A 25,146-nucleotide genomic window follows, 5' to 3' on the forward strand; every position below is an offset into this window, starting at 1 on the left:
TTATTCATTCATATTTGCCAGCTTTGCCGACTGATCCGCCGCGATCAGGCTGTCTATTACTTCGTCCAGATCTCCGTTCAGGATGGAATCCAGCCTGTGAAGCGTCAGCTTGATCCTGTGATCCGTTACCCTTCCCTGAGGAAAGTTGTAGGTTCTGATCTTTTCAGAACGGTCTCCCGTTCCGATCTGGCTCCTCCTGGCTTCCGCTTCGGATGCCTGCTGCTTTTCCAGTTCCAGTTCATACAGCTTGGAGCGAAGCAGCCGGAACGCCTTCTCCTTATTCTGCAGCTGGGACTTTTCTGTCTGGCTGTAGATCACGATCCCCGTTGGGTAGTGCGTCAGACGTACCGCCGAATCCGTGGTATTGACACACTGTCCTCCGTTTCCGGATGCGCGCATCACGTCGATCCGGATGTCTTTTTCTTCAATGACCACATCGACCTCCTCTGCCTCCGGCATAATGGCAACCGTAACGGTAGATGTATGGATCCTTCCTCCGCTTTCCGTCTCCGGCACTCTCTGTACCCGATGTACTCCGCTTTCATATTTGAGTCTGGAATAGGCTCCCTGTCCCGTGATCATAAATACACATTCCTTAAAGCCGCCGATCCCATTTTCACTGAGAGAGATCATTTCCACTTTCCACCTGCGGCTTTCTGCATAGTGAAGGTACATCCGATAGATCTCCGCTGCAAACAGAGCCGCTTCATCTCCGCCGGCTCCTGCCCGGATCTCTACCATAACGTTTTTCTCATCATTGGGGTCCTTTGGCAGCAAAAGGATCTTTAATTCCTGTTCCAGCTCCTCCACCCGCTTCTTGGATTCACTCAGTTCTTCCTTCGCCAGCTCTTTCAGTTCTTCATCCGACTCTTCCTCCAACATCTGGAGGCTGTCGGAAATCGTCTGTTTACTGGCTTTGTATTCTTTGTAAGCCTCCACGATGGGCTGCAGATCGTTCTGTTCTTTCATCAGCTTACGGAACCGGGACGGATCGTTTGCCACATCCGGCTCCTGCAGTTCGCTCATTACCTCTTCGTACCGGATGAGCAAATCTTCCAATCTATCAAACATGTTTCTTCCTCCTTCAATCCTAAAATCTATTGTACATACCCAGTACAACCCGGTCAAGACCTGCCAAATCCTTTTTCACCGCCACTTGTATGTATCCGTTCTCCCGCATAAGATCCGCCACCTGCTGTCCCTGGTCGTGACCGATCTCAAACAGCAGCCATCCCCCCGGATGCAGATGATCTCCCGCTTCTTTTACCATCACCCTGTAAAAGCTTAGTCCGTCTTCTTCCCCATCCAGCGCCAGTCGGGGCTCATAGATCCGAACCTCCTCCTGAAGGGTCTCTATGACCCGACTGGGAATGTATGGCGGGTTGGATACGATCAGATCATACTTTCCTTCTATCTTTTCAAACAGGCTGCCCTGCCGAAACTCTACCTGCGCGTTCAGCCGTTTTGCATTCTCTTCCGCCACGGCAAGCGCTTCCTGCGACACATCACTGCCCACAGCCGAGATGGAGGGCTTCTGCAGTTTCAGGCTGATGATCACACAGCCTGACCCTGTACAAAGGTCCAGTACCCTTTCCTGTCCGTGCAGCTTTTTCAGTGTTTCCTCTACCAACAGTTCCGTTTCCTGCCTGGGGATCAGAACTCCTTTTCCCACCCGGAACGTTCTTCCGAAAAACTCCTGTTTTCCCAGAATGTACTGCAGGGGCACTCTTTTTTTCCGCTGTTCTAAAAGTGTTTGATACCTGTCCTTTTCTTCCCCGGAGATCCTTCTGTCTGGCTTCCCATAATAGGCAGCCTTATCGACTCCCGTGATCTCTTCTAAAAGATACCAGGCATCCAGATCGGCTTCCGCCACCCCTGCTTCCTTCAGCTGCCGCTTTCCCTCTTTATATAGGCTTTGAAGTGTGAAACTGCTCTGCTTCATAGGCTCTCCAATCAAATACTGCCTCCACGGCACAAATCGCAACTTCTATCATTCCCTCATCCGGCTCCTTCGTCGTCAGTTTCTGAAACTGCAACCCCGGTGCACTGAGGATGCGGATGATCCGACTGTCACTGCTTCCTGCCAGTTTCAGAATCTCATAGGAGATCCCCGCGATCACCGGGATCAGCAGGATTCTTAAAAGCACCCGGAAAATAGGATCCTCCACCCGGATCATCAGAAGCAGGACAACACTGATAAGAAACACAAATACCAGAAAGCTGGTGCCGCAGCGTTTGTGCTGCCTGGAACTTTTTTTAACATTCTCCACCGTCAAAGGCAGACCGTGTTCAATGCAATTGATACATTTGTGCTCCGCTCCATGATACATAAAGGTCCGCCGAATATCCTGCATCCGCGAGATCAGCAATAAATACAAAAAGAAGATCCCGATCCGGAAGATCCCCTCGATCAGGGTACGCAGCGTATAAGAGGGAACAAACTGTTTCAGCGCCATTGTCAACAGATAGGGCAGTACCATAAAGATCCCGATAGCAATACAAAGGGAAGCTGCCACGGTCAGTCCCATCAGAATCGATTCTTTTCGTTTTTCTTTGGGGTTCTTCGATTTTTCTTCCTCTTCCCCGTATATTTCCGCCGAAAAAGTCAGTGTTCTCATCCCCAGGATCATAGAATCCAGGAACTGGAAGATCCCTCTGACAAAGGGAATCCGAGTAAGGGCCGGCTGATTTTTTACAAGGCTCTCAAAGGTTTTCTTTTCTGTTACAATGGAGCCGTCCGCCCTTCTTACCGCCACCGCATATTCGTCTTTGTGCTTCATCATAATGCCTTCCAGCACCGCCTGTCCGCCAATGTTTGATGACTTCATCCTTGCTCCTTTTTACGATTTTTATAATACAAAGGAGCTGAGATACTTTTCGTTACCTCAGCCCCTGATTTTCCTTGCTCTATTTGTCCATTCCGTATTTCTTGTTGAACCTGTCAACACGTCCGCGAGCCTGAGCCGCTTTCTGCTGTCCTGTGTAGAACGGATGACATTTGGAGCAGATTTCTACGTGGATGTCTTCGTTGGTAGAACCTGTCGTAAATGTGTTCCCACAGTTGCAGGTCACAGTTGCCTGATGGTATGCTGGATGGATTCCTTCTCTCATGATTTTCACCTCTTCTTTATTTTGTCACAGATGTGCAGAATTGTTCTTTTAAACAGCCCTGTCATTGTAGCATATTATCCCCATTTTGTCTAGATAAATTTTGTCTTTTTTGCCATTTGGATAAACTCCCGGTTGTTTCGGGTCTTTCCAAACAGGTTGATGATATTGTCCGCGGCATCTTCCGGCTTCATGCCGTTTAGCGCTCTTCGCATCTGTTCTACCGTACTTCTCTCCTCTTCGGTCAGCAAAAGGTCCTCTCTGCGTGTTCCTGATTTCGGGATATCTATGGCCGGGAATACTCTCTTTTCCGACAGCTTTCTGTCCAACACCAGCTCCATATTTCCGGTTCCTTTAAATTCCTCATAGACCACGTCGTCCATCTTACTGCCGGTATCCACCAATGCGGTTGCCAGTATGGTCAGGCTGCCGCCCTCCCGCATATTTCTGGCTGCTCCAAAGAATCGCTTCGGCATGTGAAGGGCTGCAGGATCCAGTCCTCCCGAAAGAGTTCTTCCTGACGGAGGAACAGTCAAATTATAGGCTCTTGCCAGCCTGGTAATACTGTCCAGAAGGATCATCACATCCTTCTTGTTTTCCACCAGTCTTTTGGCCCGTTCGATCACCATTTCCGACACTCTCTTGTGGTGTTCGGGCAGTTCATCAAAGGTGGAATAGATCACCTCTACATTTTCTCCCTCAATGGCTTCTTTGATGTCCGTCACTTCCTCCGGCCGCTCATCGATCAGCAGGATCAGCAAATGTACCTCCGGATTATTTTCCCGTACAGACAGAGCCACCTGCTTCAAAAGTGTCGTCTTTCCTGCCTTGGGCGGAGAAACAATCATCCCCCTCTGCCCTTTCCCGATGGGAGACAAAAGATCCACGATGCGCATTGCCGTACTGGTCTTGCCGCATTCCAGTTTCAGCCTTTTATCGGGAAAAACAGGCGTCATATCTTCAAAATTCCTTCTTTTCCCTACCCGGTGCGTTTCTATGCCATTAATGTGCGTCAGATAAAGCAGCGCCCCGAATTTTTCCTGCTGTGTTTTTACGCGGCGGTTGCCCTCCAGGATGTCTCCCGTCTTCAGGTTAAACCTGCGGATCTGGGAGGGCGCCACATAAATATCATTTTCTCCCGGAAGATAATTATCGCTTCGGATAAATCCATAACCGTCGCCCATGACCTCCAGGATCCCCTTTACTTTGATCCCGCTGTCCAGCTCATCCAGGTCATGAATATCCCTGTCTCCTGTATTGGCTGTCATTTCCCTGGTTTTTACCCTTGCCTGATCCTCTTCTTTTTCTCTCTCTTTTTCGTCCTCTTCCACCATCCGGTCGATCAGCTCTGCCTTTTTCATTGCAGAGATCCCTTTCAACCCTCGCGCTTTCGCCAGATCCTTTAACGTTGCCAACGGCAAGGTTTCATATTTTTTTCTCATAGAACAGTTTCCTTTCATTTCATCATCTTACACAGTAACGGGGAAATCCAGTCCGACCAGACCTTTTTTGAATATCGTATACATTTCTTATACATTTTCTTGTCAATAAGCCACATTATACAACATCTTCGCTTTTTTTTAAAGCCTTTTATTGATTTGATTTTTTCAGAATGCTATGATGTTACAATGATGAAGAAAGGAAAAGGACGATTATGACCATTCAAGAACAAGCGCTCAAACTGCACAGACAATGGAACGGCAAACTGGAGACCATTCCAAAAGCCCCCCTGGCCTCCCGGGAAGATCTGGCTCTTGCCTATACGCCAGGAGTGGCAGAACCCTGCAAAGAAATTTTTCACCGTCCGGAAGCCGCCTATGAATATACCATGAAGGCCAACACCGTTGCTGTTGTATCCGACGGAAGCGCCGTATTGGGGCTGGGAAACATCGGTCCCCTTGCTGCCATGCCGGTTATGGAAGGAAAGGCTGCGCTGTTTAAATCCTTTGGCGGCGTCAATGCAGTCCCCATCTGTCTGGATACCCAGGACACGGAGGAGATCATCGAGACGGTGGTGCGGCTTGCCCCTTCTTTTGGCGGCATCAACCTGGAAGATATCTCCGCTCCCCGCTGTTTTGAAATCGAACGGCGACTGAATGAGCGGCTGAATATCCCCGTATTCCACGACGATCAGCATGGAACTGCCATCGTAGTTCTGGCAGGGGTCATCAATGCGTTGAAGCTGACGGGGAAATCCTCCGCCTCGGCCAAAGTCGTTATCAATGGTGCCGGCTCTGCCGGGATCGCCATCGCAAATCTCCTGCTGTCCTATGGATTTTCCGACGTTACCATGTGCGACATCCACGGGATCCTGGGAAGTGAGCCCGCCGATCTGAACTGGATGCAGCAGGAAATGCTCCCGCGTCTGAATCCCAGGAAGCTTCAGGGAGACCTGTCTCAGGCTTTGATCCAGGCTGACATTTTTATCGGCGTTTCCGCCCCTCATATCGTTTCCGGCGAAATGGTCGCATCCATGGCAAAGGATTCCATCTTGTTTGCCATGGCGAATCCCGTTCCTGAAATCCTGCCGGAGGATGCAAAAGCCGCCGGGGCCAGGATCGTCGGAACAGGAAGGTCCGATTTCCCGAATCAGGTCAACAACGTCCTGGTCTTTCCCGGAATTTTTAAGGGCGCCCTGGAAGCTCGTGCCACCCATATTACAGAGCGTATGAAGATCGCTGCCGCACTGGCTATTGCCGCACTGGTACCGGAAGCCAGGCTGTCGGAGGATTATATTTTGCCGGAAGCTTTTGACCCGCAGGTGTCGGAGGCCGTCAGTCGGGCAGTAAAGGAACATCTGTCATGAAACGCCGTCTGTGGGGAGAAAAGCCCTATTATTCCTTCGATTATTATCTGAAGACCACCTATGGGCAAAAGCTGTACAAGGTCGCTCTCAACGCCGGGATGACCTGTCCCAACCGCGACGGAACTCTGGGAGAGCGCGGCTGTATTTTCTGCAGTGCGAAGGGATCCGGCGACTTCTCAGAAAGCGCAAAGCTGTCCGTTTCCCGGCAGATCGACTCCGGATGGAAAACGGTGGCGGAAAAATTCAAGGCCTCTTCCTGCATCGCTTATTTTCAGGCGTTTACCAATACTTACGCACCGGTTTCCTATCTGCGGAAAATCTTTTGGGATGCAGCTTCCCATCCCCGGGTAAAGATCCTTTCCATCGCCACCCGTCCGGATTGCCTGGAAGAAGAAGTACTGGACCTGCTGGAGGAAATCAACAGGGTCAAACCTGTCTGGATAGAGCTGGGATTGCAGACCATACATGAGGATACGGCAAAACTGATACGGCGTATGTATCCTCTTTCCACATTTGAGGACTGTGTGACCCGCCTGAAGCGACGCGGGATCCCCATTATCGTACACACCATTACCGGGCTCCCGGGCGAATCTCTTTCCCGGATGCTGGAAACCATTCATTACCTGAATTCTGCCGGGATCCAGGGGATCAAGCTGCAGCTGCTGCATGTGCTGGAGGGAACAGATCTGGCAGAGCTTTACCGGCGCTCCTTCTTTCCCGTACTCTCTCTGGAAGAATATGTCTCGACAACCGGCAGCCTGATCGCCCATCTGGATCCCTCTATTGTGATCCACAGGCTGACAGGCGACGGCCCCAGCGACAGTCTGCTGGCGCCGCGATGGTCCACGAAAAAAAGACACGTTTTGAACCAGATACATTCCTATTTGAAACAGCAGGATATCTGGCAAGGAAAGGAAGTTGATCATGGATAATTCTTTAAAATTATATAAATTAATGGTGCTGTATATGCTGAGCCGCGTGGATTTTCCCCTGACCAACTCACAGATCTCGGAATTTATCCTGGATAAGGGCTATACCACCTATTTCAAGCTTCAGCAGACCTTTTCGGAGCTTCTGGATTCCCATTTCATTGTGGAAGAATCCACGCATGGAAGGACCCTGTATCACCTGACCGAAGAGGGAAGGGAAACTGCCTCTTTCTTTTCCCGTGATCTGTCTTCTGCTATTTTAGAAGATATTGATTCATTTCTTTTGGAGAAAAGGTATGATCTGAAAGACGAAGTTTCCATACAAGCGGATTATTTCAGAAATACCCCCTCCTCCTACACGGTAAGTTGCCGTGTGATCGAAAAAGGGCAAAGTCTGATCCATCTGGAAGTCACGGTTCCCTCAGAGGAGGAAGCCCGCCAGGCAGTCCGCAACTTCCGCAGGAAAAATCAGGAGATCTATTCCTCTGTCATGGAGCATCTTCTTTCCCTTGAGGAAAGGTTTGCATCAAAAGCGCCTTAAATATGCAATATTAGAAGGATTTCAGATCGGAAAGATCTGTCTGTAAAAAGAAAGGATGTCATTTATGAAATGCAAAACATGTCTTCGACTGTACGCCAGTTTTTTTAAGATCGGAGGTCTGCTGTTTGGCGGGGGACTGGCAATGCTGCCGCTTCTCCAAAGAGAAGTGGTGACGGAAAGACAGTGGTGTACCGAAGAAGAAATTCTGGATATGTACGCCATCGGCCAATGTACCCCGGGAATCATCGCCGTCAATACAGCCACCTATATCGGATACAAGCAGGCAGGGATTGCCGGGAGCATCTTTGGTACTCTGGGGCTGATCACGCCTTCTCTTCTGATCATCTGTCTGATCGCATCTGTTTTGCAGAACTTTCTTCATGTCCCTGCCGTACTTCACGCACTCTCCGGAATCCGTATCGTGGTCTGTGCCATGATGATTCAGACGGTGGTGACTATGGCAAAGAAAGGGATCACGGATAAAGCCGGCGCCGTCCTGTTTGTCTGCGTCTTTTCCCTGGCCTGCTTTACGCCCGTCCCCACTGCCGCCATCATTCTCCTGGCCGGTATCACAGGCGTTCTTTTACGCAGGAAAAAAGGAGGTTCCCTATGATCTATCTGACACTGGCTTATGAATTTTTTAAGATCGGTCTTTTTTCCGTGGGAGGCGGAATGGCCACCCTGCCCTTTCTTATGAACCTGACTTCCAGATACGACTGGTACACTGCGAAAGAGCTGGCAAATATGGTTGCCATCAGTGAGAGCACTCCCGGTCCCGTAGGGATCAACATGGCCACCTTCGCCGGCTATCACGCCGCCGGGATCCCCGGAGCCATCGTAGCCACCCTGGCTCTGACGGCTCCTGCCTGGATCATTATCATCCTGATCGCCCGGTTTTTGGAAAATTTCAGCGAAAACGCCACCGTACAGTCTGTTTTCTACGGGATCCGTCCTACCGTCGCAGCTTTGATCGGCTATGCGGTATGGGAACTGTTAAAGATCACGCTTCTCGTTACAAAAAACGGCAGAGAAGCCTTGGACCTTACAGGTCTGGCTCTCTGCCTGATCGTTTTCCTTCTTCTGCAGATAAAATCTTTGAAGAAACTGCATCCGGTCTTCTGGATCATAGCCGGCGCTTTTCTGGGGATCCTTCTAAAACTGTAGGAACGTCTCTCAGTCATCCAGAAGGAAGGCGCAGAAGATCTCATTGCTGACAGAAATCCCTTCCCTGGACAGCCGCACCATATCTCCCTTTTCTTCTAAGAGGGATAGCTTCAGAAACTTTTCTATTTCTTTTCCGTACACCTGTTTCATGGAGATTCCAAACAGCTTTTGGAATCTCTTTTGGGAAACCCCCTCCATTTTCCTCAGTCCCAGAAACATATACTCTTCCATCTGCTCCCGTCTGGTGACTGCCTTTCGTTCCTCCTGATAGCTCCATCTTTCTTCTCCCAAAAAAGAGGCCGCTCCCTTTCCGAATCCCAGATATTCCACGCGATCCCAATATCCCAGGTTATGCCGGCAATAAAATCCCGGCTTCCCATAGTTGGATATCTCATAGCGTCGGTATCCGTATCCTCTCAGGATCTCCTCTGTTACTGCGTACATACGGCGCTCTTCTTCCTCCCCCGGAAGATCTTCCTGTTCCTTTTGGTATCGATAAAAAAACGGGGTTCCTTCTTCAATGATGAGACTATAGGCCGAAAGATGCTCCGGTCCCCATCCTGCCACGGTGTGCAAAGATTCCTCCCAGGAGGAAAGCGTCTGAAAAGGAATGCCCGACATCATATCAATATTCACATTCCCAAAGCCTTCTTCCCTTGCCATTTCGTAAGTCTGCCGCCCTTCCCTGCAGGTATGGATCCTTCCCAGAGCCTCCAGCTCCTTTTGGTGGACAGACTGCAGTCCCATGCTGAGACGGTTGATCCCGGCCTGCCTGTACTCTCTTAACTTCTGCTTGGAAACGGTTCCCGGATTCATTTCAAGAGAGATTTCCGCCTGCTCTTCCACAGAAAACGTATCAAACACCGCCTCCAGCAGCCGGGTTACCAGTCCTTCTTCCAGCACGGACGGCGTTCCGCCCCCCAAAAAGATACTGGATACGCTATAAGCCTTTGCCAGAGATCTGTAGGTTACGATCTCCTGACAAAGGCTCTTTACATACGCTCTTCTTTCCGCCTCTTTGGAAGGGGCCGAAAAAAAGTCACAATACTCACACTTTGCTACACAAAAAGGAATGTGTATATAAATCTCCAATGGTTTTGCCACGATCCTGCCGTCCTTCTTTCTTCCTGCTGCTACTTGTCGTCCAGTTTCAGCACACTCATAAAGGCCTTTTGCGGAATTTCCACATTTCCCACCTGACGCATTCTCTTCTTTCCTTCCTTCTGCTTTTCCAGAAGCTTTCTCTTTCTGCTGATATCTCCGCCGTAGCATTTTGCCAGTACGTCTTTTCTCATAGCTTTTACCGTTTCCCTGGCAATGATCTTGCTTCCTACCGCCGCCTGGATGGGGATCTCAAACAGCTGTCTTGGGATCTCCTCTTTCAGCTTTTCACACATCCTGCGCCCTCTTTCGTAAGCGGTGTCCGCGTGAACGATAAAGGAAAGAGCATCCACCTCCTCCTTATTGATCAAAATATCCAGTTTTACCAGCTTTGACTGTACGTATCCATCCATTTCATAGTCGAAGGAAGCATATCCTCTGGATCTGGATTTCAATGCGTCAAAAAAATCATAAATGATCTCATTTAGCGGAAGGTGATATTTTAAAACTGCCCGCGTTTCCTCTATATACTCCATCCCTTCATAGACTCCCCGCCTTTCCTGGCACAGATCCATAATGGCCCCGATAAACTCTGAGGTTACCATGATCTCTGCCTTTACCATAGGCTCTTCCATAAATTCTATCAGAGAGGGGTCGGGGAGGTTGGAAGGATTGGTCAGTTCGATCACTTCCTGATTGGTCTTGTGTACCTTGTAAATAACTCCCGGTGCCGTCGTGACCAGATCCAGATTGTATTCCCGCTCCAGTCTTTCCTGGATGATCTCCAGGTGGAGCAATCCCAAAAATCCACAGCGGAACCCAAACCCCAGCGCAATGGAGGTTTCCGGTTCAAACTGGAGGGAAGCGTCGTTTAACTGAAGCTTTTCCAGGGCGTCCCGAAGGTCGGGGTATCTTGCTCCGTCTGACGGATACATTCCGCAATACACCATGGGATTTACTTTCTTATATCCCGGCAGCGGCTTCTCACAGGGATGCGCACTGTTGGTGATGGTATCTCCCACCTGCGTATCCTTCACATTTTTCAGGCTGGCCGTAATATATCCTACCATGCCCGCCGTCAGTTCCTCACAGGGAATAAACTGGCCTGCTCCAAAGTATCCCACTTCCACCACTTCTGCCCTGGCTCCGGTAGCCATCATCAGGATGGGGGTTCCTTTTTTTACCCGCCCCTCCTTAATCCGGCAAAATACGATCACTCCCTTGTATGCATCGTACAGGGAGTCAAAGATCAGCGCCTGCAGAGGATGATTTTGATCGCCCGAAGGCGCCGGGATCTTTTCCACGATCTGTTCCAATACCTGAGAAATATTCAGTCCTGTCTTTGCCGAGATCCTGGGAGCGTCCTCCGCTTCAATTCCGATCACATCTTCGATTTCCTCGATCACTCGCTCCGGATCTGCGCTGGGCAGATCTACCTTGTTGATCACCGGAAATACATCCAGGTCATGATCCAGGGCCAGGTAGACGTTGGCCAGCGTCTGTGCCTCTACCCCCTGGGCCGCATCCACTACCAGGATAGCTCCGTCACAGGCTGCCAGGCTTCTGGACACTTCATAGTTAAAATCCACATGACCGGGAGTATCGATCAGGTTGAAAATATATTCTTCTCCCTTCTTGTCCCGGTAGACGGTACGAACCGCCTGCGCTTTGATGGTGATCCCCCTCTCTCTCTCCAGTTCCATGTTGTCCAGAACCTGCGACTGCATTTCCCGGCTGGTCAAAAGTCCCGTTTCCTCAATGATCCGGTCTGCCAACGTGGATTTGCCATGATCTATATGGGCGATAATACAAAAATTTCTAATCTTACTCTGCTCTATTCCTGCCACTTTCTCTTCCCCTTAGTCTTACATATTTGTCCTGCTCGCATGGGCAAAGTATATCACGGAGAACTGTATTTTACAACGAAAAGTTCCACGCTCATCCGGTCTGCGATCCTCCCTGTCTTAACCCGTTCTTCCAGGTCTGCCCCCTCCTCCAGGATCCGTCTGATCTCTTCTTTTTTATACCGGCTTCCCTGCTGGATGTATTTGGAAACGGCATAGGGATGCACCCCCAGCTCTTTGGCGATCTGCCCCTTATCCAATCCCCTCTGTTTCAGGGCTATGGTCTCCAGAAGCCTTCGGAACTGACTGTTCAGCAGGTTTAGGATCTTCATCGGAGGCTCCTTCAGCGCCAGAAGCTCATAGTAGTAATCCAGGGCCTTCCTACGGTTTTTGGAAGCAACCGCCTCTATCATGGAAAATACCTTTTCCTCCATATTCCATGTGGTGATCGCTTCCACATCCGCCTTTGTAATCTCCGCCCCGTCCAGCCGGTAACAAATCAACTTTTCTATTTCTTTTTCCAGATTCTCCATGTTGCTTCCACTTCGCTCCAGCAGCCTGTACGCCGCATCTTTGGAAATCGTTTTTCCATCCTGACGGATTCTGGACTCGACCCAGCGAAGGAGGGTTCCTTCCTCCTGCCGCTTCATCTCCGCACTGTAGCCCAGCTTCGTTACCGCCTTGTACAGCCTTCCCCGCTTGTCTACTTCCCGCTCCACAAACAGGATCCTTGTGGTATCCGGAAGTTCCTGCAGGTAGTCCGTCAGCCTGCTCTCTCCCTTTTTAAACCATCCCGAATTTTCTATGACGATCAGGCGGCTGTCTGCAAAAAACGGCAGCGTCTCCGCCGTATCGATCACAGCTCCCACAGAAATGTCTTTTCCCTCATAGTAGGAATAATTCATTTCCTTCTGCTCCGGGAGTAACGCTTCCGCCAGTCTGTTCCGGTACTGTTTTTTCAGATACTCTTCTTCTCCAAACAACAGGTACATCCGCTCCCAGTTTCCTGTCTTTATGTCTTCTTGTAATTTTTTCATATGTTTCCCCGCCATCTCGCTTCTGATGCTCTTTGCTTTTCCGATTATACTAAAAATCCTTTTCTACTTCAAGGGCTGCCATCTGCTGCCAATATGCATCGTCTCCTCTTCCACAAGTATAAAAACTTCTCCTGTTTTTGACGTCTGTAAGATCCTGCTGCCCTTTTGCCTCAGCCGCTTCAGCACTTCTTTGTGCGGATGTCCGTATCTGCCCGACACCCCTGCCGAGATCACAGCGTACCTTGGATGAACGCTGTTTAAAAATTCCCGGGACGTGGAGAACCTGGAACCGTGATGCGCCACCTTGAGAACCTCTATCCCTTCTTTTTGGTAACGACGTCCAATCTCCTTCAGAAATATCTTTTCTCCTTCTTTTTCCAGATCTCCTGTCAGCAGCATCTCAAAATCCCCATAGCGAATCTCCAGCACCATAGAGGCTTCATTCCCCTTTTGTATCCCTCTTTCTTCTTTCGTGGGAAACAGGCAGGTCATCCTTAGTTTTCCTTCCCGGATCTCGTCCCCCTGATTTATGGTATACACCGGCACGCCTGCCAGCTTTGCTGTCTGTGCCAGCCGGGCAAGCCTTTCTTCCCAGTAGTTTTCCGGCGGCAGCACCAACTTTTCCACACGGATCCCTCCTTTTTCATCCTGCAGCAGTTCCTCCACGCCATTGTTGTGATCCATATCTCCATGAGAGATCAGCACATAGTCCAGCTTTGTGATCCCCTGAGATTTCAGAAAGGGACGGATCCGATATTTTCCCACTTTTTTCACATCGGTGCTTCCTCCGTCGATCAGATAGGTCCCTCCTTTTTCTCCCCGGATAAAGGTGCAGTCTCCCTGGCCGATATCCAGTACAAAGATCTGAAGGTTCCCTCCCCTTTCCGGTTTCCACAGTAGCAGGCTCATTCCTGCCAGAATACTGACCAGGGCAATCTTTCTTCTTGGATCTTTCCTTTTTCCCTTTAACGTCCCGGATCCTGCTGCCTTTTTCAGTAGAAAAAGACCTGCTGCCACCAGCACATAATATCCTGCCACCTTCCATGGCTCCGGCTGTCCGATTACCATATGTCCCCAGGGCAGCCTCCCAAGCCATCCGCTTCCCTTTTCATAAACATACAGGATCCCTTTACACAATGCAAAGCACCCTCCTCCCCCGCCTGCCATGTCCAGAAGACTTCCCAAAAAGCCTGCCAGCAGCAACAGGGATGCCAGCGGCACCACCAAAAGATTCCATAGAATAGACCAAAAAGAGTATTCAAAAAAGTGCCAGCATAGCAAGGGGAGAAGAGTCAGACAGATTGCTGCTCCCGAACAGATCCCCCGCCAGAGTCTTCCCGGGATATCGTAGCTTCGTTTTTTCGGAAAAAGCAGGGGAGCCACCTTCCACAAACTGAAAATCGTTCCGAAGGACAGCAGAAAGCCCACATCAAACAGCGCCTCCGGTCTGGTCCCAAGAAGGATGGCGGCGGACACCCAAAAGGTGATATCTTTGTCCCAGGCTCTCCCACTGACCTCTGCTCCGGTACGAAATCCGAAAAACAGAACAGCCCGCAGGCTTGATACGGTGACCCCTGTCATCAGCACATAGATCCCCAGACAGATCCAGCCTGCTACACCTCCTGCCAGAAAGCTTCCGGTAACCCGTCTTCCCATCTGATAGACCGCCCATCCCAAAAAAGAAATATGCAGTCCCGATATCACAAGGATATGTCCGATCCCTGCCATCTGGAACAATTCTTTGATTTCTTCCGGAATCTCTCTCTTCTCTCCCAAAAGGACTCCTGCCATCACTCCTCCGTACCTTTTTCCCATACGAAAAAGCAGCCTATCCTTCCACGCCTGTTTCCACTGCAAAAGCCTCCCCTGCAGCTCCCACTTTTCCGTACCGGTAACCGTCAGCTCTTTCCCCAGCAAGGTTCCCCCAAATCCGCGGGATTTATAATACAGATATTCGTCAAAATTCCCTCTGTTTCTGGCAACACGAAAATGCCAGAAGTCTCCCTTAACCCTGACCCGATTTCCCAGATAGACACTTTCTGGTTTCTTATTCTGCTTGTTTCCTTTTTTGAAAATAGAGGATGTGAATAGAAGCGCTTGAGCAGATTGCTCTGAAATGGTCCTGCCTGCTGTGAAATGAGATGTCTGTGCCGGCAGATCTGATCCTTTCCCGGTCGCCTTTTGGGAAATCGGACAATTCTTTTGTCTGAAAAAAACTATAAACTTTGCAAAGTGGTCTCTGTCCTCTTTTTCCAGAGCCCGTCCTTTGCATCTTCCTTTGATACAAAGTTTCGTTCCCCGGTCTGTCTTTTCTATCGCACAGACCGTCCCCTCCAAAAAAACATTTTTATATATTTTTTGATTACCTGCCAGATGCCGGTGTCTTTTCAGAATCTCCATCCTCCTCTGACAGGCAATCACTACTGTGACCAGTAATACTCCCATGCATAAGATCAGCACAGGCCGTTGTTTCATTCTTCCTCCTTTTCCAGCAGTTTCCAATCCGCTTTTAATGGTTTGCTTAAGTCAACTTTTTCTAGGTATTGGATATTGGTGTCTCCGTTAACAGAAATCTGCACACGGTCTACCTTTCCGTTTTCGATCACAGAATTGACAATTCCATAAATTGTGATCTTCGGATCCACTGCGTAGGTGTTTTTCAAAAATTCCTCATCCAGATTTACATAGCATACCTGGTTTCTGACGGAAACTCCCAGCACCTTTGTGTTTTCGGGAAGGATGGGATCTCCTTCCTCCCGCTTCAAAAGTTGTTCCAGAATGACTTTTTCAATGGAGCTGCTACTGCTGTAGCGTACCAGACGCTGCTCTTCCTCCAGGCGGTCTCCCTTTTTATTGGCATAATACAGCTTCAAAGAAGCGCTCTGGTAGGTCTGCAGAAGCAGTCCGGTATTTTCCAGAAAATCCTCCCGGTCCATCTCCCCCACTTCTCTTTGCTCCCGGTCTTTCAAAGGTTCCTCTCCCACCAGAAACAGAACCTTTTCCACGGATGACAGCTGTGTCATGGTCTCTACAAATCCCGCCCGAAACAGCACCTCTTCCTGAGGGGATATGTTCGCATACTCTTTTCCGAAAGAAACCACCAGCCTTCCCTTTTCCAGCTTCCAGCTTTCTATTTCTGCCTTTTCAGGGAAAATACTGCTTGCCGCTTCCTCTTTCGGGTCTTTCTTCAGTGCCGTTATCAGCTCTTTCACCTGCGCGTCTGCTGCCTTCGCTTTTATCCTGTAGGAAACTTTTTCCAGGCTTCCGTCATGGATACACGTCACAAATTCTTTTGGTGCTTCCTCCCTCTCCTGCTCTTTGCATCCTGATAGAAAGACTGTCAAAATGAGAAGGAACACAAGCATCCGGACATTCTTTTTTTCTGTCATAGTTTCTTTTTCTCCTCCTTTGCTCCCACATAGGTAAGGGGGATCCGAACGGTAAAGGTACTGCCCAGTCCCGGCTGACTGTAAACTTTCACCGTCCCTCTATGCATTACCACCGATTTTCTGGCAATAGAAAGCCCCAGACCGGTTCCTCCGATCTCTCTGGAGTGAGACTTGTCTGCCCGGTAAAACCGTTCAAAAATATGCTCCTGGTCTTCTTCTTTCATCCCGATTCCCGAGTCCGAAACCTCAATATAGCAAAATTTGTGATCTCCGTTTATGCGCACCCGCACCCAGCCGCCTTCTTTGTTATATTTGATGGCGTTTTCCACCAGATTGGAGATCGCCAGGGAGATCTTCACCTCGTCCACCTCTGCCTGAACCGGCCGTACACTTTCCAGGATCAGCTCCACATCAGCTTTTTCCGCAATGGGACGAAGTCTTTTCAATATCTTTTCGATCAACTGGTTCATCTGTTCCGTCTGCACATTGGGATGCTCCGCCGTCTTATCCATTTTTACCAGAGAAAGAAGGTCATTGATGATCTTGTCCTCCCTCTGGATCTCCTGGGAAAGATCCTGCATAAATTCCTGATACAGTTCTACCGGTACGTCCGGCTGTGCCAGCAGGGAATCTGCCAGCACCTTCATGGAAGTCATAGGCGTTTTCAGCTCATGGGATACATTAGAGACAAATTCATTTCTTGATTCATCCAGAGTCTTCATTCTTTCCAGCATGACATTCAAGGTTTCCGACAATTCTTTGGTTTCTGTAAACGTATATTCTTCCACACGCCCTTCTTCAAATCCTTCTGTCACGCCTTCTACCAGATGCCGGATCCTGCGGATGGGCTTCACAATGGTCGTTCCATACACAATTCCCGCCCCGGCCAGCAATACTCCGATCAGGATCAGGGTACTCTGCCCTTTTTCTCTCAGAAATTCCACCTGATCAGATATTCCGTCTGTCGTCATACTGACCAGCATAACGCCTTTTACTTCTCCGGTTCCCGGCTCTAAAACAGGTGTCGTCACTTCTATATACTTGTTCTTCTTATCATAATGGGAGGTTCCTTCTCCCTTCATGCAGTCCATGACGTCCTTTGAAACGATGGTTTTCCCTTCATCCATCTTGTATGTGTCCCTGCATATCCGAAAGCAGCTGTCGATCAGCATGATCCTGCCGTTATAAATCCCGGAAAGCTGCTGCACCTCTGCCTCCAGCATTTCTGACGGCACTCCCTCCAGATACGACAGATCCTTCCACTGTCCCAGAAAAATGGTACACTGGTTCTGGATTTCCGCCATGCGAACCTCCGCCGCCCTCTTTTCATAGCTGTTCAGCAGCACCGCTTCCATCAAGACTGCCGACAGGATGCCAAACAGAAGGATCGCTGCCAATATGTAAACCTGCAGGCTTTTTTGCACATTCCGCTTCAGATAGGCCTTAATTTCTGAAATAATATCCTACACCCCATTTCGTATGCACATATTTTGGTTCGCTTGGACTCGTTTCGATCTTCTCCCGCAGTCTCCGGATGTGCACGTCCACCGTCCTGGCGTCTCCCGGATACTCATAACCCCATACGATATTCAATAAATTCTCCCGGCTGTAGACTTTGGCAGGGTTGGATGCTAAAAGTTCCAGAAGATCAAATTCCTTCGCCGTCAGATTGACCTCTCTTCCTGCGATCTCTACCCGCCTGCTTTCACAGTCGATAGTCAGATCTCCCTTCACCAGAACGGAAGCCTTGTTTTCTGCTTCCTTCTTTTCCGTTCTCCGCAAAATAGCTCGGATCCTGGCCTTTACTTCCAGAATATTAAAAGGTTTTGTCATATAATCGTCGGCTCCATATTCCAGTCCCAGAATCTTATCCATATCTTCTCCCTTGGCAGTCAGCATGATCACCGGAACATCTGATGATTCCCGGATCCTGCGGCATACTTCAAATCCGTCATACTTGGGAAGCATCACATCCAGCAGGATCATATCATAGGAGTTCTTCTTTGCCAGACAGAGCGCTTCCTCTCCGTCATAGGCACAATCCACCTGAAATCCCTCCTGCTCCAGACTGAACCGTATCCCTTTTACGATCAATTTTTCGTCGTCCACCACCAATACCTTTTTCATTCCATTCTCCATTCTTGTTTGAATCGTTTCTGTACTGCCCTTTCCGCTATTTTGCTCTGTTTCTGTTACTTTCCAGGGAAGAATTTTTTTAATCGACTTGGATCCTTCCCTTTATTTTCTGAAATACCCCTTCTCCGATCCCGGAGACTTCCTTGATCTCTTCTACGCTTTGAAATCCTCCCTGCTCCTTCCGGTACGTCAGGATCGCCTCCGCTTTTGCCTCCCCGATCCCGTCCAGCTTCATCAGCTCTTCTTTGGAAGCACGATTGATATTGATCCCCTCCGGGCCGGATGCAGACAGGCTGCCCGCTTCCTCTCCGCTGCTTAAGGCGGCAGCTCCGGTGGCAGTTTCCTGCCTGCCGGGAACGTATAGTTTTTCTCCGTCCCTGATCTCTTTCGCCTGATTTAAATAATCCTGATCTGCCTCCCGGGTAAATCCTCCCGCCAGCCGGATCGCTTCCCAGATCCTTCCGCCGGCCCCTACTTCATAGACACCCGGATTTATCACTTCTCCGCACACATGCACCAGGATCTTCTCCCCAGACTTCTTTTCCGTCTTTTTCTCCCGCTTTTTCTCTTGCTCTTCTTTCTTCTGTATCTCAACCGCTTTTAGGGATTCCTTCTGGACAGGCTGCTTTTTTATACATCCTGAAGACAAGAATATGACCATGATTCCGATCAACAAACCTATGATTTTTGTTCTTCTTTGCATACTTTCTCCTTACAGTCTGTCGAAACTGTAACCCCCGCATACATGAACACCTTCATTTTACTATTCCCACCCTGAAAATGCAACCGAAACCATTTTTCTAATAATTATTCTTTTTTATTGCATAAATATTAATTTTGTTGTATAGTAAACGTCAGAAACATACAAGGAGGATATTTGATATGAAAGAAAAAGTAATCTTGGCCTATTCCGGAGGATTGGATACGACCGCCATCATTCCCTGGCTGAAAGAACATTTTGATTATGAGGTGATCTGCTGCTGTATCGACTGCGGGCAAGGGGAAGAGCTGGAAGGATTGGAAGAAAGAGCGCTGCTGTCCGGAGCCTCCAAGCTTTATATAGAGGATATCGTCGATGAATTCTGCGAGGAATATATCGTTCCCTGTGTTCAGGCCAACGCCGTTTATGAAAATAAATATCTGCTGGGAACTGCCATGGCACGCCCTGTGATCGCAAAAAGGCTGGTAGAGATCGCAGAAAAAGAAGGCGCCTCTGCCATTTGCCATGGCGCTACCGGAAAGGGAAATGACCAGATCCGTTTTGAACTGGGGATCATGGCACTGGCTCCTCATCTGAAAGTCATTGCTCCCTGGCGTATGACAGATCTCTGGACCATGAATTCCCGCGAGGAAGAGATCGCCTACTGCGAAAGCCACGGCATCCACCTTCCTTTCAGCACCGCACAAAGCTACAGCCGGGACCGCAACCTCTGGCACATCAGCCATGAGGGACTGGAGCTGGAAGATCCTGCCTGTGAGCCGGACTATTCCAATCTTCTCGTGCTGGGCGTCACGCCCGAAAACGCTCCGGACGAAGGAGAATATGTTACCATGACATTTGAAAAGGGTGTTCCCACCAGTGTCAATCAGGTTCCCATGAAGGTATCCGACGTGATCCGTACCCTAAACCGGCTTGGCGGAAAGCATGGTATCGGAATCTGTGATATTGTAGAAAACCGGGTAGTGGGTATGAAATCCCGCGGGGTGTATGAAACGCCGGGAGGAACCATCTTATATGAGGCTCACCAGCAACTGGAAGAGCTGGTGCTGGACCGCGCTACCGCTGAAGTAAAAAAAGAAATGGGGAATAAGCTGTCCCAGATCGTATATGAAGGAAAATGGTTTACCCCTCTAAGGGAAGCCGTGCAGGCTTTTGTTGCCAGCACGCAAAAGCAGGTAACCGGAGAAGTGACCTTCAAGCTTTACAAAGGAAATATCATCAAAGCCGGCACCACCTCTCCCTACTCTCTTTACAGCGAATCTCTGGCAAGCTTCACCACCGGAGAGCTGTACGATCATCATGATGCCGATGGCTTCATCCGCCTCTTTGGCCTTCCGTTAAAGGTGCGTGCGCTAAAAAAAGAAGAACCAGCAGCTTCTGACATCGGATAATTCCCGACAGTGCCCGGATGCATAAACAACGGACTACCGCAGTCCGGCGCTTCTTTTCCCAACATGTGATCCGCTCTGAAACAAAAGAGAGACCTCCTGCAAAGATCCGGCAGTTTCAAACCTTGCCGCCCTACAGGATTGTCTCTCTTTCTTATTCCTCCAAGATGCAGACCTCTTCCAACAGATTTCCGCTCATGCTATCTTGTCTGTTCTATCTTTTTCCTTATGCGATAGATTCGTGAAACTGCGACTGATACAGCTGCGCATAGAAGCCATTTTGCTCCAAAAGCTGTGTATGATCTCCCTGTTCCACAATATCTCCGTCCTTCATCACAAGGATCAGGTCCGCATCTCTTATCGTGGAAAGCCGGTGGGCGATCACAAAGCTGGTCCTTCCTTTCATAAGATTGGCCATTGCCTTTTGGATCTGCACTTCCGTCCTGGTATCCACCGAGCTGGTCGCTTCGTCCAGAATCAGGATCCTGGGGTCTGCTAGGATCGCCCTGGCAATCGTCATCAACTGTTTCTGCCCCTGAGATACATTGTTGGCCTCTTCATTCAATTCCATGTCGTAGCCTCCGGGCAGTGTCTTTACAAAGCGGTGAACGTGTGCCGCTTTTGCCGCCTCTGCCACTTCCTCGTGAGAAGCGTTCAGCTTTCCATAGCGGATATTCTCTTCGATCTTTCCCCGGAACAGCCATGTATCCTGCAGTACCATGCCAAACCTTTGCCGCAGCTCCTGTCTCGGCATTTCCCGGATATCCTTTCCGTCCACCAAAATACGTCCGCCTGTCACGTCGTAGAAACGCATCAAAAGCTTTACCATTGTGGTTTTTCCCGCTCCGGTCGGGCCTACGATGGCCACCTTCTGTCCCGGTCGGATCTTCACGCTGAAATCATGAATGATCTCCTGTCCTTCCACATAACCAAAGCTGACATGTTCAAAAGTCACCGCGCCTTCTCCTTCTCTCTCCGGTTCCGTCTTGGAACCGACCGTCAAAGAAGCGGTTTCTGTTTCTTCCTCTTCTTCCAGAAATTCAAATATCCTCTCTGCCGAGGCGGCTGTAGACTGGATCATGGTAGCCGCCTGTGCCACCTGTTGGATCGGCATGGTAAACTGCCGGACATACTGGATAAACGACTGGATATCTCCCACCTGTATCGTCTTTTTGATCGCCAGGTAACCTCCCAGGATCACCACCGCTACATAGCCAAGATTTCCCACAAACTGCATGATCGGCATCATCATCCCCGAAAAAAACTGGGATTTCCAGGCTGACCGGTACAAAGTGGCATTCTCCTTTTCAAACTGCTCCAGCACTCTTTTTTCCTGGTTAAAGGCCTTTACAATCACCTGCCCGCCGTAGATCTCCTCGATCTGTCCATTGATCACGCCCAGATGCGTCTGCTGCTGGGCGAAATATTTCTGGGAGCGCCCCACTACCAGCGACACAATGATCATGGAGAAGATCAGAACGGAAAGAGAGACCACCGTCATCAGCGGGCTGATACTCAGCATCATGATCAGCACTCCCAGGATCGTAGCTACCGCACTGATGATCTGAGATGCACTTTGATTCAGGCTCTGGCTTAAGGTATCCACATCATTTGTGATCCTGGACAGCACCTCTCCATGCGGCTGCCGGTCAAAGTAATTCATAGGCAGACGATGGATCTTTTCCGACATCTCTCTTCTTAGGCGATAGGTCATTTTTTGCGCGATTCCCGTAACCAGGATTCCCTGAATAAACGTCATGGCCGCACTAACGCCGTACAAGATAAACAGTCCGGTCAGGATCTGAGCGATTTTTTCAAAATCGATCCCGCCCTCTCCCGCTATCTTCTTTACCAGGCCCTGAAACAGCTCCGTCGTCGCTTTTCCCAGTATCTTGGGGCCTACGATCCCAAAAACGGTGCTCCCGATGGCAAACAGAACCACAAAGACGATCTGTATCTTAAATTCTCCAAAATAGGCGGCCAGTTTTTTCATTGCTCCGCTGAAATCTTTCGCTTTTTCCATCACTGGTTCATCGCCCATGGTCTTTCTTCTGGACATCTACCTCGCCTCCCTTCCTGCTTTGGAAAGTTCTTCCTCAGACAACTGTGATACTGCGATCTGATAATAGGTCTCACAGTTTTTCAGCAGCTCCTCATGGGTTCCCTTCCCCACCATCTGTCCGTCTTCCAGCACAATGATCTGATCCGCCTGCAAAATGGTGCTGATCCTTTGTGCAACGAGCAGTACGGTGCTGTCCTTGGTATCCTTTTTCAGGGCACGGCGCAGTGCCTGATCTGTTTTATAGTCCAATGCGGAGAAGCTGTCGTCAAAAATATAGATCGCCGGCTGCTTTGCGATCGCCCGGGCGATCGACAGTCTCTGCTTCTGCCCTCCGGATACATTGCCTCCCCCCTGGGAGATTTCTCTTTCGTATCCGTTTTCCTGCTCTTCAATAAACTCTGTCGCCTGGGCTGTCCTTGCCGCTGCCCTCATCCGCTCTTCCTTCTTCTCCGTCTCTCCGTACAGGATATTGGAGGCTATCGTACCGGAAAACAGCACTCCCTTCTGCGGAACATAGCCGATCCTGTCCCGCAGCTCCTTTTGCGATACGTCCCGGACATCCTCTCCGTCCACCAGGATCCTTCCTTCCGTTACGTCATAGAACCTTGGGATCAGATTGACCAGAGTGGATTTTCCGCTTCCGGTGCTTCCGATAAAGGCCGTCGTTTCTCCTTTTTTTGCCACAAAGCTGATCTGACTTAACACATCTTCTTCTGCTCCCGGATAACGGAAGGATACATTTTCAAAACGTACTTCTCCTTTCCTGTCGGAAGCAAATGGCTTTACTTCCTTTTTGTCCACGATCTGATTTTCACTTCTTAGGACTTCATCCACACGTTCCGCCGAAACAGCTGCTCTTGGAAGCATCACAGACACCATACACAGCATCAGGAAAGAGATGATGATCTGCATGGTATATTGAATAAATGCCATCATATCCCCCACCTGCATGGTTCCGTCCTCGATCCCGTGGCCGCCCACCCACACGATCAGCAAAGTGATCAGATTCATGATCAACATCATAATAGGCATCATAAAGGTCATCGCCCGGTTGATAAACAGAAAGGTCTTTGTCATATCTTTGTTGGCTGTATCAAATCTTTTTTCCTCGTAGGACTCGTTTCCAAATACCCGGATCACCTGAAGTCCCGTCAGGATCTCCCTGCTGACCAGATTCAGTCGGTCGATCTGTTTTTGCACCAGCTTAAAGCGGGGGATCACCATGGAAAACAAAACAAGCACCACCAACAAAATGGCACCCACGCCAAGCCCGATGATCCAGGACATTCCCACATCTGTGTGGATCACCTTCCATACGCCTCCCAGCGCCAGAACCGGCGCATACAGCACCAGCCTTAAAAACATTACCAGCAGCGTCTGGATCTGATTGATGTCGTTAGTACTCCTGGTGATCAAAGAGGCGGTAGAAAACCGGTTCATTTCCGCCCCGGAAAAACTGACCACTTTCTGGAACACACTGCTCCTTAGGCGCTGTCCTACTCCCGCCGCCACCCGGGAAGCCGCAAATCCGGCCAGGATGCTGGCTGTCATTCCAACGCCTGCCAAAAGCAGCATCTTTCTTCCCGTTTTCAGAATATAGGAGGTACTCTTTTCTCCTACATCGATCCCGATGGTTTCGTAGTTCTTTTTGATAAATTGCGCAACGGACTGTTTTGTGATAGATTCCGGCATTGCCTTTATTTTTTCTTTTGCCTGCCGGATCTGCTCCTGCAGCTTTTGTGCCATCTGGAGATTTTCCGCCGACGCTCCTTCCCCGGTCTGGTCAGCTTCGTTCATCTGCGCCTGCCCGACCTGCCCGCCTTCGGTCACCTGATCCTGCTCTGTCTGTAGTCCCGCCTTCTGTGCCTGTTTACTTTCGGCAGCCAGAGACAGGAGCATCGGTACCTCCATGGCTTTTTTCAGTTGTCGTTTTTTTGTATCGCTGTTTTTGACAGAAGCCTTTAGCTCCAGCACTTCCTTGTCATAGGAAAAAGAACGGCTGCTTTTTTTGTAGGAAGTTTCCACCAGCTGCCTCTGGTCTGCCTCTGTAAACAGCAGCAGCTTCTGATAGGCTTCCTTTGTCAGATAATACGGTACTTCCTCTTCTACTCCGCTTTGCTGGATCCCTACATTAACAATATCCGATGTATAGGTAGGAAGCGCCAGCTCTGTCATCGCCTGTATGGTCAAAGCCGCCAGAATCCCCAGCACCGCCGCCGCGTAGGGTCTTAAAAATCTTAATAATTTACTCACTCTATCATCTCCTGTGTTCTATTTTTGATGGCTCCTGCCCTCTGCCGGTCCACACCCCCGGCAGCCGGCATCTCCCTGCACGTGATACATGACCGATTCCACACTCATTCCCTGAAGCTCTTTTGTTTCCATCAGATTCCCGCGGATTCGGATCAGCATGTTTTGCAGCAACTCCTTGTCCTGCGGCAGGATCCCTTTGCAAATAGCGTCCTCTATCTTTTTGTTTGCGTTTTTCAAAAGCTTCGCCTGCTCTCTCCCTTTTTCACTGAGGAGGATCCTGGTGATCCTTAAGTCTTCTCCATCTCCCTCCTTCGTGATGTAGCCTGCCGTTTCCAGCTTCTTCAAGGCCGCTGTTACCGACGGTGCCGTGATCCCCAGCCTTTTGGAAAGATCCTTTTGGGAAATTCCTTCTTCTTTCTGCAATACACACAGGATCCCCGCCTGTCCCGGATTTAACCGGACAGATTTCAATTCCTGCATTCCGTAATATTTTGCCAGGTTGTGGATCTGATGAAACAACATAAATATCGAATCTCTTTCTTCTCGCACCGCCTTTTCTCCTTTCCATTTTGGCCTTACACCTTTGCTCTATTCTTTTCATCTTTTTCTTTCGTCCGGCTTCGCCTGTTATCAGCCGCCCCGGTTTTCTGTTGGCAGTTGACGCCAA

22 protein-coding genes are annotated in these 25,146 nt (G+C 49.5%); 6 read left to right on the forward strand and 16 right to left on the reverse strand.

The window, feature by feature from the left end:
• The 5 genes from prfA to rho form a co-directional block, all read right to left on the reverse strand.
• Nucleotides 1-1,071 carry a peptide chain release factor 1 gene (gene prfA, locus FYJ34_RS02880; protein WP_154476075.1) on the reverse strand — a complete coding sequence of 357 codons (1,071 nt, stop codon included), beginning with the start codon at nt 1,069-1,071 and terminating at the stop codon, nt 1-3.
• 19 nt (nt 1,072-1,090) lie between these two features.
• Complete coding sequence (prmC, locus tag FYJ34_RS02885) at nt 1,091-1,942, reverse strand: peptide chain release factor N(5)-glutamine methyltransferase (RefSeq protein ID WP_154476077.1); 852 nt, start codon at nt 1,940-1,942, stop codon at nt 1,091-1,093.
• A complete protein-coding gene (locus tag FYJ34_RS02890; RefSeq protein WP_154476079.1) occupies nt 1,905-2,828 on the reverse strand; it encodes a DUF1385 domain-containing protein in 924 nt (307 codons plus the stop codon). The genes prmC and FYJ34_RS02890 overlap by 38 nt, the downstream gene beginning before the upstream one ends.
• Nucleotides 2,829-2,907: 79 nt before the next feature.
• Nucleotides 2,908-3,111 (reverse strand): 50S ribosomal protein L31, encoded by a 204-nt coding sequence (gene rpmE, locus FYJ34_RS02895; protein WP_154476081.1) that lies wholly within the window; start codon nt 3,109-3,111, stop codon nt 2,908-2,910.
• An 89-nt stretch (nt 3,112-3,200) separates the two neighbouring features.
• A complete protein-coding gene (gene rho / locus FYJ34_RS02900) occupies nt 3,201-4,550 on the reverse strand; it encodes a transcription termination factor Rho (protein ID WP_154476083.1) in 1,350 nt (449 codons plus the stop codon).
• Nucleotides 4,551-4,762: 212 nt separating this feature from the next.
• Between rho and FYJ34_RS02905 the strand changes: the two genes are divergently transcribed.
• From FYJ34_RS02905 to FYJ34_RS02925, 5 genes are all read left to right on the forward strand, one after another.
• Nucleotides 4,763-5,914, forward strand: coding sequence for an NAD(P)-dependent malic enzyme (locus tag FYJ34_RS02905; RefSeq protein WP_154476085.1), 1,152 nt, complete (start codon nt 4,763-4,765; stop codon nt 5,912-5,914).
• Nucleotides 5,911-6,846: a tRNA modification radical SAM protein MnmL/YtqA gene (gene mnmL, locus FYJ34_RS02910; protein WP_154476087.1), complete on the forward strand. Its 936-nt coding sequence runs from the start codon at nt 5,911-5,913 to the stop codon at nt 6,844-6,846. Before FYJ34_RS02905 ends, mnmL begins: the two co-directional genes overlap by 4 nt.
• Complete coding sequence (locus tag FYJ34_RS02915) at nt 6,839-7,384, forward strand: DUF4364 family protein (RefSeq protein WP_154476089.1); 546 nt, start codon at nt 6,839-6,841, stop codon at nt 7,382-7,384. The genes mnmL and FYJ34_RS02915 overlap by 8 nt, the downstream gene beginning before the upstream one ends.
• A gap of 64 nt (nt 7,385-7,448) precedes the next feature.
• Nucleotides 7,449-7,997, forward strand: a complete 549-nt coding sequence (locus FYJ34_RS02920) for a chromate transporter (RefSeq protein WP_154476091.1) — start codon at nt 7,449-7,451, stop codon at nt 7,995-7,997.
• A complete protein-coding gene (locus FYJ34_RS02925; RefSeq protein WP_154476093.1) occupies nt 7,994-8,548 on the forward strand; it encodes a chromate transporter in 555 nt (184 codons plus the stop codon). Before FYJ34_RS02920 ends, FYJ34_RS02925 begins: the two co-directional genes overlap by 4 nt.
• 9 nt (nt 8,549-8,557) lie before the next feature.
• Here FYJ34_RS02925 and hemW read toward each other — a convergent pair whose 3' ends face one another.
• The 8 genes from hemW to FYJ34_RS02965 all read right to left on the reverse strand — a co-directional run bounded on the left by hemW (nt 8,558) and on the right by FYJ34_RS02965 (nt 18,758).
• The gene (gene hemW, locus FYJ34_RS02930; protein ID WP_330582509.1) at nt 8,558-9,652 is read right to left on the reverse strand and encodes a radical SAM family heme chaperone HemW; all 1,095 of its coding nucleotides are present in this window, start codon (nt 9,650-9,652) and stop codon (nt 8,558-8,560) included.
• Nucleotides 9,653-9,681: 29 nt separating this feature from the next.
• Nucleotides 9,682-11,496, reverse strand: a complete 1,815-nt coding sequence (gene lepA / locus FYJ34_RS02935; protein ID WP_330582510.1) for a translation elongation factor 4 — start codon at nt 11,494-11,496, stop codon at nt 9,682-9,684.
• A 53-nt stretch (nt 11,497-11,549) separates the two neighbouring features.
• Nucleotides 11,550-12,530 (reverse strand): DNA polymerase III subunit delta, encoded by a 981-nt coding sequence (holA, locus tag FYJ34_RS02940; RefSeq protein ID WP_154476095.1) that lies wholly within the window; start codon nt 12,528-12,530, stop codon nt 11,550-11,552.
• A gap of 63 nt (nt 12,531-12,593) precedes the next feature.
• Nucleotides 12,594-15,005, reverse strand: coding sequence for a DNA internalization-related competence protein ComEC/Rec2 (locus tag FYJ34_RS02945; RefSeq protein ID WP_154476097.1), 2,412 nt, complete (start codon nt 15,003-15,005; stop codon nt 12,594-12,596).
• The gene (locus FYJ34_RS02950) at nt 15,002-15,919 is read right to left on the reverse strand and encodes a GerMN domain-containing protein (protein ID WP_154476099.1); all 918 of its coding nucleotides are present in this window, start codon (nt 15,917-15,919) and stop codon (nt 15,002-15,004) included. Before FYJ34_RS02950 ends, FYJ34_RS02945 begins: the two co-directional genes overlap by 4 nt.
• Nucleotides 15,916-17,316, reverse strand: coding sequence for a HAMP domain-containing sensor histidine kinase (locus FYJ34_RS02955; RefSeq protein WP_330582511.1), 1,401 nt, complete (start codon nt 17,314-17,316; stop codon nt 15,916-15,918). The genes FYJ34_RS02950 and FYJ34_RS02955 overlap by 4 nt, the downstream gene beginning before the upstream one ends.
• 46 nt (nt 17,317-17,362) lie before the next feature.
• A complete protein-coding gene (locus FYJ34_RS02960) occupies nt 17,363-18,046 on the reverse strand; it encodes a response regulator transcription factor (RefSeq protein ID WP_154476101.1) in 684 nt (227 codons plus the stop codon).
• Nucleotides 18,047-18,134: 88 nt separating this feature from the next.
• Nucleotides 18,135-18,758 (reverse strand): helix-hairpin-helix domain-containing protein, encoded by a 624-nt coding sequence (locus FYJ34_RS02965; protein WP_154476103.1) that lies wholly within the window; start codon nt 18,756-18,758, stop codon nt 18,135-18,137.
• Nucleotides 18,759-18,937: 179 nt separating this feature from the next.
• Between FYJ34_RS02965 and FYJ34_RS02970 the strand changes: the two genes are divergently transcribed.
• Nucleotides 18,938-20,167, forward strand: a complete 1,230-nt coding sequence (locus FYJ34_RS02970; protein ID WP_154476105.1) for an argininosuccinate synthase — start codon at nt 18,938-18,940, stop codon at nt 20,165-20,167.
• Nucleotides 20,168-20,390: 223 nt separating this feature from the next.
• Here FYJ34_RS02970 and FYJ34_RS02975 read toward each other — a convergent pair whose 3' ends face one another.
• Genes FYJ34_RS02975 through FYJ34_RS02985 form a run of 3 tightly spaced genes read right to left on the reverse strand, consistent with a single transcriptional unit; the run spans nt 20,391 to nt 25,028 of the window.
• A complete protein-coding gene (locus FYJ34_RS02975; RefSeq protein WP_154476107.1) occupies nt 20,391-22,223 on the reverse strand; it encodes an ABC transporter ATP-binding protein in 1,833 nt (610 codons plus the stop codon).
• Nucleotides 22,224-24,479, reverse strand: a complete 2,256-nt coding sequence (locus FYJ34_RS02980; RefSeq protein WP_330582512.1) for an ABC transporter ATP-binding protein — start codon at nt 24,477-24,479, stop codon at nt 22,224-22,226.
• An 18-nt stretch (nt 24,480-24,497) separates the two neighbouring features.
• Nucleotides 24,498-25,028 carry a MarR family winged helix-turn-helix transcriptional regulator gene (locus tag FYJ34_RS02985; RefSeq protein ID WP_154476109.1) on the reverse strand — a complete coding sequence of 177 codons (531 nt, stop codon included), beginning with the start codon at nt 25,026-25,028 and terminating at the stop codon, nt 24,498-24,500.
• Between the last annotated feature and the right edge of the window lie 118 nt (nt 25,029-25,146).

This window comes from Suipraeoptans intestinalis, from assembly GCF_009696485.1.
Taxonomy (GTDB): domain Bacteria; phylum Bacillota; class Clostridia; order Lachnospirales; family Lachnospiraceae; genus Suipraeoptans; species Suipraeoptans intestinalis.